Origin of the sequence: Sebaldella termitidis ATCC 33386, from assembly GCF_000024405.1 — a bacterium.
GTDB classification, from domain to species: Bacteria; Fusobacteriota; Fusobacteriia; order Fusobacteriales; family Leptotrichiaceae; genus Sebaldella; species Sebaldella termitidis.
The window spans coordinates 2,778,042-2,792,698 of the sequence record NC_013517.1 but is presented as its reverse complement, the minus strand read 5'-3'; the positions used below and the strand labels follow the sequence as shown (position 1 = coordinate 2,792,698).

Below are 14,657 nucleotides of genomic sequence, written 5' to 3'. Positions count from 1 at the left end.
AAAATATTGTAGCTAATCTGATCGGAAGAACTGTTAAGAGATTTGAAAAAAATCTGTGATATAAGTAGTTTTATAATAAAAAAATAAATTTATACAGAAAGGAAGTATAATATGAAAAAGAAGTTATTAATTTTAGCAGGATTATTTATGTTTTTTCAATTAGGATTTTCATTAAGCTGTTTTTTTCCGCATTACAGTACTGATAAGGGGAAAATAGTTTATATTGGTCTGGGGGAGAGAAAAATAGCGGAAGAAGCAGATACAGAAACTTTTAAAGAGCTGGATAATGTATTCGGCATAGACAAAAATTATGTTTATTATATGGGGAAAGCTTTGAAAAATATAGACAGAAATACTTTTGAACCTACAGACTGGTTTATACCTGTACCGAATGACCCTGTGTGGGGAATAGGGTGTCAGACTTCATATATTACAGAGTTTAAAGATAAAAACGGAGTGTATAAAACAGAAGATTTGAGAAACAGAAAAGATTAATTTGAGAATTTCACAGAGTAAAATAAAAATGAGCTTTACTGCTCATTTTTTTATGTCAGAAAATTATTTCTTTCTGGTAATAATTCCTTTGCTTGTAAATGAAAGAGGAGTATCAGGAAAATCACTTTCCGTAAGCTCAATTATTTTTTGAAGAGCTCTGTTTTTAGGATCAATTTTCGGACCGCTTCCTTTTACCTGATATGTAGAGATAATCTGTCCTTCTACAAAATTTCCGTTTTCATCCAGCTTTATTTTGAAAATAGGAGAAATTCCTTTCACACCTGTAAGACTAAAATTTCCATAAGTAGCAAAATTTCCTGAACTGTAAGATATGAATTTATCATTATATAATTCTACAGCTCTTATAACATGCGGACCATGACCGAAAACAATATCGGCACCCGCATCAACCATTTTACGGGCAAAATCATGTACATCTCCTCTGTTCTCACCGAAAAATATTTCATTTCTTTTGGGAACATGCTGAAATTGATCGCCTTCAGCACCGCCGTGAAAAGAGATAATAACTATATCAGAGTTTTCCTTTAGTTGTTTTACAATTTTTTCGGCATATGGAATGTCGTTTATGCTTACAGTACCGTTATTAGGTGCAAAAGCAGCAAAGCCGTATTTAATTCCCTCTTTTTCAAAGATAATGAATTCATCAGTTCCAAGAAGTCCGGCATATTTAATTCCAAGTTTATCAAGATTTTCCTTTGTTTCTGCTCTTCCTACAGGACCAAAATCCCCGTTATGGTTATTGGCAATGCTCATTACATCAAATCCTGCATCTGACAGGTATTGACCGAAAGAAGAGGGGGTTCTGAAAACATAACATACAGAAGGGTCAGAGCAGCTTTTCGGATTTCCGCCACTGTCAAAAAGAGTTCCTTCAAGGTTTCCGAATGTAATATCAGAATCTTTAAGATAAGTTTCTACATCTTTTAATATATTTTCATTTCCGGGCGGAAGTGACGAATCGGAAGGATAATTGCTTCCCAGCATAATATCTCCAACAGCAGTAATGGTGATTATTTTTTTCTGTTCTACCGGTGCTTCCTCGGTTATATTATCAGATAAATTATTTTCGTTGTCTATTTCAATTGTTTTCTCTTTTTTCCCACATGAAAATAAAAATAAAAACAAAAATAAGGATACAAAAAATTTTTTCATTTTCAAACTCCTTTTAAAGCTATTTTTATATAGTATATCATAAATATTATCAATTTATGTTAAATAATAACATTTTAAATTTAAATATAGAGTTAAAATAATGAATGAAATAGAAAAAGTCAACAATTTTTTGAATAAATACATTAATTTAATTTACTTTTTACTTAAAAAATGCTATTATTGGGGTGTTATATGACTGTAAAAGTAAATTCAGAAGTTTAGATAGATAGGAAGATGTAAGGTAAGGAGGTATGACTGAATGAAATATGTAATAGGCGAGGGAGAAAGAGTTCTGGTATTTAAGAATGAGAGACTGGTGGAATACCTGAAAAGCGGAACTTATAAAATTTCCCGTTTATCAAATAAAAAATATGAAAAATATGTTTGTGAAGGTTTGTTTGAAACTGAGAGAAATCTGGATTTTCTTCTTCAGTATGAGAGACTGGCTGAGGAACTGCAGGTTTTGGATGTTCAGGAAGATGAAATATTAATATATTATAAGGACGGAATATTCCAAGGCGGTTTTTACGAAGGTAAATATGCATTCTGGAATGTCGTGGGAAGAAATTCATATGCAAAGCTGGATTTGAAAACAGCATTTGAAATGGATGAAAAAGTAAAAAATGTCTTTTCCAAGACAAAACTGGGCGAGATGTTTGATATAATAGAAATAGAGGATTATCATATAGCTCTTTATTTTAAAAGCGGAGTATATGAAAAAGTATTGAAAAGCGGAACATACGCAGCTTCAAAGAAATATTTCAAAAATACTTTTCAGAAAATAGACCTGAGAGAGGTCATGGTTTATGACGAAACAATGGAAAAAATCTTTGATACAGAACCTGAAATGATTCATGATTTTGATATAAAAAAAGTAAGGGAAAAAGAGCTTTTGCTCTGGTATCAGGATGATCTTTTTAAAGGAAAGTGTCTTGCAGGAAGCTATCTTTTCTGGAATAAACTGAAAGATAATTATTTTGAGATAATAGATCTGAATAACGGAATAGAAATAGATGAAAAGTATCTGGATATTCTGGATAAGCTCGAAGGCGTATATACCAAGTATGAAGTAAAAGACTATGAGGCCGGTCTGCTGATTATAGATAATCAGTACAGAAAAACGTTAAAATCAGGAGTGTATTATTTTTGGAATGGTCATCAGAAAATAGAGGTATATCCTGTAGATCTGAGAATAAAACAGCTGGACATGCAGGGTGAGGAAATCCTTACCAAGGACAGAGTGCTGCTGAAGTTTAACTTTATAGCACAATACAGAGTAGTAGATCCTATTACCAACTATAAAGAAATAAATAATGTAGAGAACCAGATATATATACTTGTTCAGATGATCTTAAGAGGATATGTGGGTGTAAACTATCTGGAAGACCTTTTGGAAAATAGAATAGAGATAGGAAAATATGTTCTGGAAAAAGTAAAAAAAGAGGAAAGAAAGTATGGGATAGAGCTTCTGGATGCAGGAATAAAGGATATAAAGCTGGCAGAAATGAGTGGTTTGGAAAATGCGGCATACAGAGAACCGGTAAAAAAAGAAAAAGAGCCTGAATCTGAATTTTTAGTAAAAGAAGAAGTTCCGGAGGAAGTAAAAGTAGATATCGAAAATATAATAAAAAAAGAACCTGAATATATGGAAAAGCTGGAAGAAAAAGAGGAAGCCGAAGCAGCTGCGGAAAATAACGAAACAGAGGAAATAGAACCGGAAGCAGTGCAGGAAGAGGAACAAGAACAGGAAAAAATTTCAGAAGAAAGTGCAAGTGCAATTTTGGAAGAATTAAGTAAAATTCTGGCAAAAAATAGTAAAAAATAATAATATATACAGATAAAAATCCCGTGATAAAAATTACGGGATTTTTTTATAAACAGAATTTTAAAGTTTATTGTTGATTTTAGAATAAAAATTTTAGATATAAAATAAATAAAATATGGAAATATCACTATTTTAGTTACTAAAAAAGCTCTTTAATTTTAACAGGATTTCTGTATCTCCGAATACTTTATAACTGTCTTTTTCATATTCTGAGCCGTTTGTTTTTCCCTCTGAAAACTGAAGCCATAAAGTGAAAGGAATTTCGATCCGTGTAGTATACGGCAGAAAATCTTCGGTCTTTACTGTACAGGTTTCCTTTTCCAGTAAAAGCTGATATGTTTTATTCAGATCGGTAAAGTGCATTTCAAAAACAATATCTTTAATAAACATACTTGAATCACATAAAGCAGCCATCTGCCTTAGAAAAAGTTCCAGACGGTCCGTGTCCGACACATCTCCATCCTCTGTATTATCGAGCTCCCAGCTCATATTGGCCAGTTTTATAAAGATTTCCGGAGGATAAAAAAGCTTATCTAATTTATGAAGCGTTTCCTCTGAAAATGATTTATGCTGAAAATATTCTTTTCCTGCTGCCCTGACATCAGATAAATAACTGTTAATGCGTCCTGATAATTCAGGTACGTTGAGCAGTTCTCCTTCAGGACAGATTATTTTGCTTAATTTTTTCCCGAACATAATTTCAAATTGTTTGAATAAAGCATCATAATTGCCCTTTACCGAATAAAATCCGCAGCTGGAGATAAGAAGATGCATCTGGTGTGATAAATCATAACGGCCCGGGTGTCCGCAGCTCTGATTTTCTTTTATATTAATAGACGGGAGGCTCGTCGGTAGGAGACGGTCAAGAAATGCCTTGATTTTCGAAGGCATTCCAAAATAATAAAGCGGAAAGCTCCATATTATGAGATCAGAATTAATATACATTTTTATCAATTCTGACATATCATCATCAATAATACAGATACCGGGAGTTTTTTTCCAGCAGATATAGCAGCCCAGACAATGTTCTATTTTCTTTTGGCTGATATTCACTAAATTTATATTATTTTCCTGTGTTGTATTTATCCCGTCCAAAAAAGCATTTGTTATTTTTACGGTATTGCTTCTTTCACCTTTCGGGCTGCCGTTTAATACTAATATATTCATAATAATTCCTCCAAAATTTTTATAGCTTCATCAGCAAATTCAAGAGATGTTTTCAGATGTTTCTCCCCAAAAAGAACAGTAAGATTCCAATATATGCTTTTACCTTTTTCTTCTTCTCTTTCACTGTAAAACTTGATGTTATTATTGGCTTTTTCCAGATTTTTTAATTCAGACAGACACTTCTTTTTGTATGCTCTGAACATTTCTATATTTTCTTTTATATTTTTTTGATCGGAAAAGAATATCTTCATAAGAAAAGTACTGCGGGTCTGGAATTCACTGTCAAAATTATTTTCCAGCAGCCAGTTATGCAGCTCTGTTCTGCCGGAATCAGTGAGTGAATATATTCTTTTATTGGGTCTTTCAGTCTGGAAAACTGTTTTGGAAGTAAGCCAGCCGGATTTCTCCATATGATTAAGTTCACGATAAATCTGACTTGTCTGTGCCTTCCAAAAAAAATCAAGAGAGCCGTTAAACGTTCTGTCCAGCTCATATCCTGTCATTTCTCCATAGTTTAACAGACCTAATAATCCATGCTTTAGTGACAAAATAACACCTCCTTATGATATTCTACTTATAGTATATTATACAAGTGGAATATAGTCAAGGAAAAATAATAGAATTTTTTAATAAAAAAGTCAGCAGAAATACAATATTTTCAGAAGGGAAATAATACATTGGTATAAATTATTACTTCAAAAAAAGATATCTGTAAAGATTGTTGAACAGTATAGACAGAAAAATAACGGTTTATAACTTGAAACTGCAATATTTGGTTGATAAAATGCAGTGTTTTTTCAGAAAAATATTTGACCCTATAGTTCTACTATAATCTTTATTTAAAAGCCGTAATATGCTATAATATTTAAAAAATGAAAAGGTGAAATTAAAATGAAAAAATTATATATCGGAATTCTAGGTTCATTTTTAATATTTAATACAGTGTCTTATTCATCGCTGTCTGATGTTATTAACAAAATAGACAATGCTGTAAATCCAAAACTGAGATTTGATGTGGGCAAAGCATCAGGAGTATGGTATTTGCTTTATGACAATGATATAAAAACAAAAAATCTTGAGAACATAACAATAGATCTCGCACAGGAAGGCGAGGGATACAGCTATATTACCAAAAGCTATAATCCTAAAAGAAATGTATGGATAAAAGAAGAAAAAAGGGCCTGGATACAAGAAGACAAGAAAAGCGTTTATTTTTATGTAAGAAGAAACGGTCCGATAAACTACAAAAATGAAATTTTATATTTTGATGATGATATGAAGTATCTTGTTATTTATTTTAAGAAAGAAAATATAATAAGAGTTCTGACAAGAAGTGAGATGCCGAGCAGTGAAAAGATAAATGAAATAATGACGGAAGTAAAAAAGCAGGGCTATAATGTATCAAGACTGAAGAAAATAAGCTATAATCCTGCTGTATTTGACGAGGAAGAATTGAGAAAGGCAGAGGAAGAAAGAGAGTTTTATGAAAGATTGAGCAGATTCGGAGAAAGCGGTACAATAAACTTCGACGAGGCTGTAGAAATACCTAAAAACTAATTTTAAAGGAGAAAAATGAAAAAAATTATAATATGTTTTAGCACATTTATAGGTATACTAATATTTTTATTTTTACTTTTTTTTATGATGATGCTTACACCTGTAAAAGAATTTAAAAATAAATATGTAGTGGTGAGAAAGGGTGAGAGTTTTAACCAAATCTATAATGATCTTGGAATAAAATATACCCTGACTGATAAGGTATACCTGAAAATTACCGGCAATGGCTCAAAAGCAAGGGTCGGCTCTTATAAATTTGACGGAAAAGTAAGCAGAATGGAGATCATCAGTAAAATTGTAAGCGGAAAAAGTGATGAAATAAGACTGACTATACCGGAAGGATTTTCTAACAGACAGGTATTTGAGAGAATAGAAAAGCTGGGACTTGGAACAAAAGAAAAGCTGGAGCAGGCACTAAAAAAAGCAGATTTTCCTTATCCGCATCCGAATAATAATTATGAAGGATATTTTTACCCTGAAACTTACTTTTTTTATGAAGGAACAAGTGAAAAGGAAGTAGTAGACGCTATTCTAAAAGAATTTTTGAAAAATTATCCTCCTGAAAAATATCCGGATAAAGATGATTTTTATAATAAATTAAAGCTGGCATCAATAGTAGAACTGGAAGTAGCGAAAAAAGAAGATAAAACAAAAGTAGCTGGGATATTTTTAAAAAGGCTGGAAATAAATATGAGGCTTGAATCAGATGCGACATTAAAGTATGAGCTCGGAAGACAGGCATACAGAAAAGAACTTCTTACGGATATGTCTCCATATAACAGTTATAAGCATAAAGGCTTACCTCCTACTCCGGTGTCAAATCCTTCGAAAGAAACTTTTGATGCTGTAGTGAATGCGGAAATAACCGGAGATTTATTCTTTTTTACATATAAGGGAGGAACTTATTATTCAAAAACTCATGATGAGCATTTGAGAAAAAGAAAGGAGACTGGGCAGTTAAAATAATATGAAACTAAAAATAATATTAACAGCTGTTTTCCTTATGATTTATGGCCTGCTTTCTGCAAAAGAGATGAAAATAGCCATTTTAAGCAATTCGGGAAATCAGTTATATGTGAGAGCAAATAATGAAATAGAAGTTTTTTCCAACGGAGTACTTCTCGGCAAAAAAAGAGAAGTGAAATTTTCTGCAGGAAAAAATGCAGTAACTTATGAAGGGCAGTCTTACAGTGATATAGTACTAAAGCCTGAGGGAACTGACTTTTTATATATAAGCAAGAGCGGGAAGAGTTTCGACGGTTATCGGGGAAATTTTGACCTGATTATCGAAAACGGAAGAATAGTTCCTGTAAATCTTGTAGAAATGGATCAGTATCTTTACAGTGTGATACCTTCGGAAATAGGGAAAAAATTTCCTGATGAAGCTGTAAAGGCTCAAATAGTAACATCTAGAACATATTCTTATTATAATGCCAAAAATTCAAAATTCAAAAATTATGATATGGTAGATAATGTAAATTCACAGGTGTATAAAGGAATAGCAGCAGAAGATGAAAAAATCAACAGTCTTATAGACAAAACTAAAAATATAGTAATGACATATAAGGGTGAACCCATCAATGCAATATTTCACGATGACAGCGGAGGATTTACGGCTAATGTGGAAGATGTATGGGGAGGTGTACCTGTAGAATATCTGAAAGCAGTGGATGATTCGGGAAATATAATGGATTCTCCGAGAAGATACTGGACTTATACTATTACAAAAGACAGATTAAGAAAAATATTCGGTGTTTATCCTGAGGTAATAGAAGTGGAAAGAAAAGATAACAGAATAAAAAAACTGTTTCTAACAGGAAGCGGAAAAACAGTAACAGTTACCGGAAATGAATTTAGAAAAAGACTTGGTTATACCAATATTTTCAGCACTGTATTTGATTATTCAGATAACGGGGGAGCATTTACATTTAACGGAAACGGTTCAGGACACGGAGTAGGACTGTCTCAGTGGGGAGCTTATGCTCAGGCGGAAAAAAATAAAAAATACGACCAGATTTTGCAATACTATTTTACAGGAATAAAAATAGAGGAATATAGAGATGCTGGATTTTAGAATAACCGATAAATTAAAAAAAATTATTGGAAAATATGAATTACTGAAAAAAAATGATAAGGTATTAATCGCTTTTTCAGGAGGACCGGATTCGGTTTTTCTTTTTCACTGTATAAATTTTTTCAGGGAAAGTCTTGGACTTGAACTGGAATTAGTATATGTAAATCATAAACTCAGAGAAGATGCAGATGAAGATATAAAATTTGTAAAAGAATTTGCAGAAAAATATGAGGTAAGGTATCATATAAGAGAGGCAGATGTAAAAGAAACTGCGGTCAGAGAAAAAATTTCCGAGGAGGAGGCCGGAAGAGAAGAACGATACAGAATATTTTTTGATATTATGAAAGAAAATAATATTGATAAAATAGCTACAGGCCATAATCTGGACGATAATATCGAGACTTTTATATTCAGGCTTCTGAGAGGAACAGCATTAAACGGCTTAAAGGGGATTCCTGTAAAAAGGGGAGCAATTATCAGACCTATACTGGAATTCAGAAAAGATTATATTTTAGAGGTGTTGGATGGTGCAGATGAAGAATACAGACTGGATTCTACGAATTTTGAAACAAAATATACCAGAAATAAAATCAGAAATTTGATTTTTCCTTTGTTCAGCGAGGTTAATCCTTTGTTCAGGGAAAAAATAGCCGGATTGATTGAAGAGATAAATAATTTTGAAGATATTGAAAAAAGCAAAGAAGCTGTATTGTGGCTTTCAGACTTAAGGAAAATGGATAAAACCATGCAGAATAAAAGGATTTTTGATTTGATTTCCATGTATGACATAGAGATAAACAGGGAAAAAATCAGACAGATAGGAGAATTGATAAATTCAAAAGGAAATAAAGAAATAAATTTAGGAAATAACTTTATACTTTACAAAAATTATGATAAACTAGAGGTGATTTTTCAAAATGAATATGTACCTCTTCCGGAAGAGCTTATACTGGAAGAAGGAATAATGACAGAATGGGGAGATTATCTGCTTGAGGTAACAAAAAGAGATATAAAAGAGAGTTCTCGGGAAAACGGAAAGATAATTTTTCTCGGGGATAAAACAAATATAAAAGTAAGAAGCAGAAAAGAGGGAGACAGAATATATCTGAAAAATCTGGGATATAAAAAAATAAAAAAGATATTAATTGATGAAAAAATTGAAAAAAAAGAGAGGGAGAGGATCCCTGTAATTGAATTAGATAATGAAATAGCTGCAATAGGCGATATAAAAATATCAGGGAAATTAGAACTAAGCAGAAATGCCGTTAGCAAAGAACAGATGAAATTAATTATTAGGAGGAAAAATGCAAAATAATAATGATAAAAAAGATGATATATCGAAAAGACTCGAAGAGCTGAAAAAGCAAAGGAGGGAACAAAATAATAAAAATAATAACAATAATCAGAAGCCCCCTTATAGCAAACTTCCGTTTATTTTGGGTCTGGTCCTGCTTATTCTGGTTTTGACCACTGCACCGAATCTTACCGATAAGCTGAATACTTCAATGCAAAACGTAAAAGAGATACAGTATACTGAATTTATCAATAAGATCAAAGACGGACAAATACAGGAAGTAGAAGAAAAGGACGATTTCATAACAACAAAGTTAAAAGAAAACAATAAAGATGTAATCTATAAAGCAAGAAAAATTACTGACAGAGTGGGAGAAGACACTAATCTGATGGGTGTAATAGAATCAAAAAATATTAACTTGAAAGTACAGCAGCCCACAGGGCCAAATTATTTCTGGCCTCTGGTATTTAACTTTTTACCGTTTGTCATAATAATAGGAGCATTTGTTTATCTAAGTAAAAAAATGTCAAATGGTCAGGGAGGACCCGGTCAGATATTTAACTTTGGGAAAACAAAAACAAATAAAAAAGAAAATATATCTAAAGTAAAATTTGATGATGTAGCAGGTGTAGACGAGGCTAAGGAAGAATTGAAAGAAATTGTGGAATTTTTAAGAAATCCTGAAAAATTTACCAAAGCAGGAGCAAGAGTGCCAAAAGGAGTTCTGCTTCTGGGACGTCCGGGAACGGGAAAAACGTTACTAGCCAAAGCAGTAGCAGGCGAATCGGGAGCCTCATTCTTCAGCATATCAGGTTCTGAATTCGTAGAAATGTTCGTAGGGGTCGGAGCTTCAAGAGTAAGAGATTTATTTGAAAAAGCTAAGAAGAGCAGACCGGCAATCATATTTATAGATGAGATTGATGCTGTGGGACGTAAAAGAGGAACAGGAAAACACGGCGGAAATGATGAAAGAGAACAGACACTGAATCAGCTGCTTGTAGAAATGGACGGTTTTGAAACTGATGAAAAAATCATAGTAGTAGCTGCGACAAACAGAGAAGATGTATTAGATCCTGCATTATTAAGAGCAGGAAGATTCGACAGAAGAATAAGCGTAGATGCGCCGGATGTACAGGGAAGAATAGCTATTCTTGAGGTACATGCGAAAAATAAAAAGCTGGCTGATGATGTAAAATTAGAGGATATAGCAAAAATAACTCCGGGATTCGTAGGTGCCGATCTGGAAAATCTTCTTAATGAAGCTGCAATTCTTGCTGCAAGAGAAGGAAGAGATGTAATAAACATGGGTGACCTTGATGAAGCTGTAGATAAAATCGGAATGGGTCTGGGTCAGAAATCTAAGATAATAAAGCCGGAAGAAAAAAGACTGCTTGCATATCATGAAGCAGGACATGCTCTGGTGACAGAACTGACACCAAATGCCGATCCTGTACATAAAGTGACTATAATTCCAAGAGGAAGTGCAGGAGGATTTATGATGCCGCTTCCTGAAGAAAAGCTTGTTACAGGCAGTAAGGAAATAATAGCAAGTATGAGAGTATCACTGGGAGGAAGAGCTTCGGAAGAGCTTGTACTGGACGATGTAAGTACAGGAGCATACTCAGATATAAAACATGTTACTAATCTTGCTAAAGCTTATGTAACAAAAGTAGGTATGAGTAAAGAGCTGGGACCTATAAATTTTGAACCGCTTAATGACGGGGAATTTATGTTCGGAAACGGAATGAGTGATGAAACAGCCAGAGAAATAGATATGGAAGTAAGAAATCTCGTAAAAAGAGAATATGAAAATACTTTAAATTTATTAAGAGAAAACAGGGATAAATTAGATCAGGTTGCGGAACTTCTTCTGAAAAAAGAAACAATAACAGGTGCGGAAGTAAGAGCAATAATTACAGGGAAAACTGTGGAAGAAATAGAAAAAGATGATAATTCATCTAATATTGTTACAAAATTAAATGAAGCAGAAAACGAAATAGAAAAATCTGTAGAAGAAGACAGTAAAATGGGAAATGCAACTCTTAGTGAAAATGTATAAAATTAATATAAAAGGGTCTGTATTGTTTGAATACAATACAGACCTGATTTTTTTATAGTCTGGTTTATAGATTATAAAGCTCCTTAAATTTTGAAATCAAATAGAATGAACCGCATACTATAAGAACTTTTTTATTCAGGGAAAGAGCTTTTCTGGTAATTTTTTCCAAATCATCATCAAAATAGTATTCAATAGAGGGATCATTCCTTTTTATAACATTCTTTAATTCTTCTGAAGTAAATCCTCTGTGACTTTCACTTAATGAAGTACAAAAAATATTATCTGTAAATTCTTCTGCAAGAGAAAAGATTTCATTAATATTTTTATCTTTTAAAACGGAAATAATCACAGCAGTTTCACTTTTAGGATAAAGAGAAAGAATATTATCTCTCAGAACTTTCACTGAATCGGTATTATGAGCTGCATCAAGGATAATTAACGGATCCTTTGAATAAATCTCAAATCTTCCCGGCCATTTTACATCGGAAATACCTTTTGCAATAATAGAATCTTCGATTTTAAGTATTTTAGCGGTTTCATAAACCAGTAAAAAATTCCAGCCCTGAAAAATACCATATAACGGAATTTCAAAAATACTGTTATTAAGAGAAATTTTTGTATGTAAGGTAGTTTTATCAAGTGAAATATCAATATTTTTATATTTTGTCATAATGTCAACAAAATTATCTGTTTTATTTTTTACTGCTTCTGTGAGTTCGGAGTGGTTGCCCGCAAAGATACAAATTTGTCCGTCATGTACTATCCCTGCTTTTTCAAAGGCAATTTCCTTAAGCGTGTTGCCTAAAACAGCTGTGTGATCAAAGCTTATATTAGTAATGACCGACAAATATGAATTGCCGGTATTCGTAGCATCAAGACGTCCGCCAAGACCGCATTCTATAATTGTGTAGTCAGGTTTTAGCTTATTAAAATAACAAAACATTATTATTGTGGTAACTTCAAAAAAATTCAGATAAATATTATATTTTTCTGTAATTTTTTCAATTATATCAAAAAATCCTGCTATTTCTTCATCAGGAATCTCTTTTTTATTATAGACAATTCTTTCATTAAATTTGATAATATGCGGAGAAGTAAATTTTCCTACATTATATCCTGCCGTTATGAGAACAGATTCCAGCATGGAAGCGGCAGAGCCTTTTCCGTTTGTTCCGGCAATATGTATTATTTTTAGATTCTTTTCGGGATTTCCTAATTTCTTCAATACAAATTTTATATTATTCAGATTTTTTTTTGGAACTGCCCTTAGTTTGAAAATTTTATTTAATATATTATCAATATTCATTTTATCACCAAGAATAATTATACACGAAATAAGAAAATATATAAAGATAAAAAAGAGGTTTATATTCAAAAAATATATAAATATTAAACAGATATAAAAATTTTGATGCTGCTTATTTTGATATATTGAGAGATAAAAAATAAGAGCAGTAAACTATTATAAAAAAATTTTTGTAATAATAAATGATAAATACTTTTATAAAAATAAAATACATGGTAAACTGTAACTGGGATGAAAAATAATTTTTTTGTGAGGTGACAGCAATGAAAAAAGCATTATTGTTAATTGATTTACAAAAAGATTTTTGCAGGGGAGGTGCTTTGGAAGTAAGAAACAGTGATGATGTAATAGAAACAGCAAACAGAGCAATAAAAGCATTTGTCAAAAACAAAAATCTGATCATTGCTACAAAGGACTGGCATCCGGCAGGACATAAAAGTTTTGCAGTAAATTCTTCTGCAAATATTGGAGAAACAGGTATGCTAAACGGACTTCCTCAGGTATGGTGGCCTGTACACTGTGTGGAGAACACTCCGGGAGCTGAATTTCATGACAGGTTAAACAGGAAAAATATAAGTAAAATAGTGTATAAGGGAAGAGATACAGAAGTAGACAGCTACAGCGGATTTTTTGATAACGGTCGAAAAAATAAGACGGATTTGAACTGCTTTCTTGGAGAAAATGAAGTACAGGAACTGTATATAATGGGTCTTGCGACGGATTATTGTGTGAAGTATACAGTTATGGATGCTTTGAAACTGGGATATAAAGTCTGGCTTATAGAAGACGGGTGCATGGGAGTAAATATTAATCCTGATGACAGTCAGAAAGCCGTGGAAGAAATGAAGAAGAATGGTGTCTTACTAATTAATTCAATTAATTTGACATAAAATAATTAATTGAATATAACTGAAAGTTTAGACTGCCTGTACTAGAGAATAAAGAAGAGAATAAATCTTATGAGGAAAAATTTCTGAAAATTAGGTAGATTGTAAGAAAATATCAGCTTTGTCCTGAAAAGTATATATTTCAGCTAAGCTGGGGAAATGTAACGGTTATAATTTTAAATCAGGAGGTTTACTATGATTCATTTAGATTTAGAGCAGTTAAAAAATTTAGGAAAAGAAAATTTGAAAAAACAAAGAATATATTATATTATTCTGGGGATTCTCTTTGCAGTCGCAGGAGTTTTGTGTTTTGCGAAGCCGGTAGTTTCAGGCTGGGCAATAAGTGTACTAATGGGGATTTTATTCATAGCAGGAGGAATTATACTGATACTTACGACTTTATTCTTTAAAAATCTGCAGAATATATGGTCTCTGATACTGGAAATACTTTTAGGTATTGCTTATATTTTTCTGGGATATGAATTTTTGAAAAATCCGTTAGTAGGTGTATTATCACTGGCTTTCTTCATAGGCTTTATGTTTTTGGCAGCCGGGATAATGAGGATTACAATAGCATATTCTAATAAAGGATATCCGGGAATGGGTTTGTTTATATTTACAGGAATAGTGGAAATACTGCTTGCTGTTTTTCTGATAATATCATGGCCGCAAAATTCAATAGCACTTATAGCAGCATTTCTGGGAGTACAGTTCATATGTAATTCAGTGGATTATTTCACTATAAGCAGTTATATAAAAAAATTAATTGATTAATAAAAGATAAGAAATAAAATATATATCCTTTTCCGGGACACGAAAA

Annotated in this window: 13 protein-coding genes; 9 read left to right on the top strand and 4 right to left on the bottom strand. The window is 32.4% G+C overall.

Annotated features, from left to right (window positions below; genetic code table 11):
* Positions 1-111: 111 nt before the first annotated feature.
* Positions 112-495, top strand: coding sequence for a DKNYY domain-containing protein (locus STERM_RS12925; RefSeq protein WP_012862071.1), 384 nt, complete (start codon positions 112-114; stop codon positions 493-495).
* A 63-nt stretch (positions 496-558) separates the two neighbouring features.
* On the opposite strand, the gene STERM_RS12920 is transcribed toward STERM_RS12925, so the two are convergent.
* The gene (locus STERM_RS12920) at positions 559-1,668 is read right to left on the bottom strand and encodes a CapA family protein (RefSeq protein WP_012862070.1); all 1,110 of its coding nucleotides are present in this window, start codon (positions 1,666-1,668) and stop codon (positions 559-561) included.
* Positions 1,669-1,927: 259 nt separating this feature from the next.
* Here STERM_RS12920 and STERM_RS21330 point away from each other — a divergent pair, with 259 nt between their 5' ends.
* Positions 1,928-3,493 (top strand): SPFH domain-containing protein, encoded by a 1,566-nt coding sequence (locus STERM_RS21330; protein ID WP_012862069.1) that lies wholly within the window; start codon positions 1,928-1,930, stop codon positions 3,491-3,493.
* Positions 3,494-3,625: 132 nt separating this feature from the next.
* On the opposite strand, the gene STERM_RS12910 is transcribed toward STERM_RS21330, so the two are convergent.
* Positions 3,626-4,660 carry an NAD(P)H-dependent oxidoreductase gene (locus tag STERM_RS12910; protein WP_012862068.1) on the bottom strand — a complete coding sequence of 345 codons (1,035 nt, stop codon included), beginning with the start codon at positions 4,658-4,660 and terminating at the stop codon, positions 3,626-3,628.
* Positions 4,657-5,208 (bottom strand): PadR family transcriptional regulator, encoded by a 552-nt coding sequence (locus STERM_RS12905; RefSeq protein WP_012862067.1) that lies wholly within the window; start codon positions 5,206-5,208, stop codon positions 4,657-4,659. Before STERM_RS12905 ends, STERM_RS12910 begins: the two co-directional genes overlap by 4 nt.
* A gap of 343 nt (positions 5,209-5,551) precedes the next feature.
* Between STERM_RS12905 and STERM_RS12900 the strand changes: the two genes are divergently transcribed.
* From STERM_RS12900 to ftsH, 5 genes are read left to right on the top strand one after another with little or no spacing between them, the layout of a single operon-like run.
* Positions 5,552-6,217, top strand: a complete 666-nt coding sequence (locus STERM_RS12900; RefSeq protein ID WP_012862066.1) for a lipocalin family protein — start codon at positions 5,552-5,554, stop codon at positions 6,215-6,217.
* Positions 6,218-6,232: 15 nt separating this feature from the next.
* Positions 6,233-7,183, top strand: a complete 951-nt coding sequence (mltG, locus tag STERM_RS12895) for an endolytic transglycosylase MltG (protein WP_012862065.1) — start codon at positions 6,233-6,235, stop codon at positions 7,181-7,183.
* A 1-nt stretch (position 7,184) separates the two neighbouring features.
* Positions 7,185-8,291: a SpoIID/LytB domain-containing protein gene (locus tag STERM_RS12890; protein ID WP_012862064.1), complete on the top strand. Its 1,107-nt coding sequence runs from the start codon at positions 7,185-7,187 to the stop codon at positions 8,289-8,291.
* A complete protein-coding gene (gene tilS / locus STERM_RS12885; protein WP_012862063.1) occupies positions 8,278-9,606 on the top strand; it encodes a tRNA lysidine(34) synthetase TilS in 1,329 nt (442 codons plus the stop codon). The genes STERM_RS12890 and tilS overlap by 14 nt, the downstream gene beginning before the upstream one ends.
* Positions 9,596-11,644 (top strand): ATP-dependent zinc metalloprotease FtsH, encoded by a 2,049-nt coding sequence (gene ftsH, locus STERM_RS12880; protein WP_012862062.1) that lies wholly within the window; start codon positions 9,596-9,598, stop codon positions 11,642-11,644. The genes tilS and ftsH overlap by 11 nt, the downstream gene beginning before the upstream one ends.
* Positions 11,645-11,708: 64 nt before the next feature.
* Here the strand turns inward: ftsH and STERM_RS12875 are convergent, their stop codons facing one another.
* Positions 11,709-12,950 carry a bifunctional folylpolyglutamate synthase/dihydrofolate synthase gene (locus STERM_RS12875; RefSeq protein WP_012862061.1) on the bottom strand — a complete coding sequence of 414 codons (1,242 nt, stop codon included), beginning with the start codon at positions 12,948-12,950 and terminating at the stop codon, positions 11,709-11,711.
* Between the two features lie 263 nt (positions 12,951-13,213).
* Between STERM_RS12875 and pncA the strand changes: the two genes are divergently transcribed.
* Both pncA and STERM_RS12865 read left to right on the top strand, forming a co-directional pair.
* Positions 13,214-13,840, top strand: coding sequence for a bifunctional nicotinamidase/pyrazinamidase (gene pncA / locus STERM_RS12870; protein ID WP_012862060.1), 627 nt, complete (start codon positions 13,214-13,216; stop codon positions 13,838-13,840).
* A gap of 192 nt (positions 13,841-14,032) precedes the next feature.
* Entirely contained in the window at positions 14,033-14,611 is a 579-nt protein-coding gene (locus tag STERM_RS12865) for an HdeD family acid-resistance protein (protein ID WP_012862059.1), read from the top strand.
* Positions 14,612-14,657: the final 46 nt, after the last annotated feature.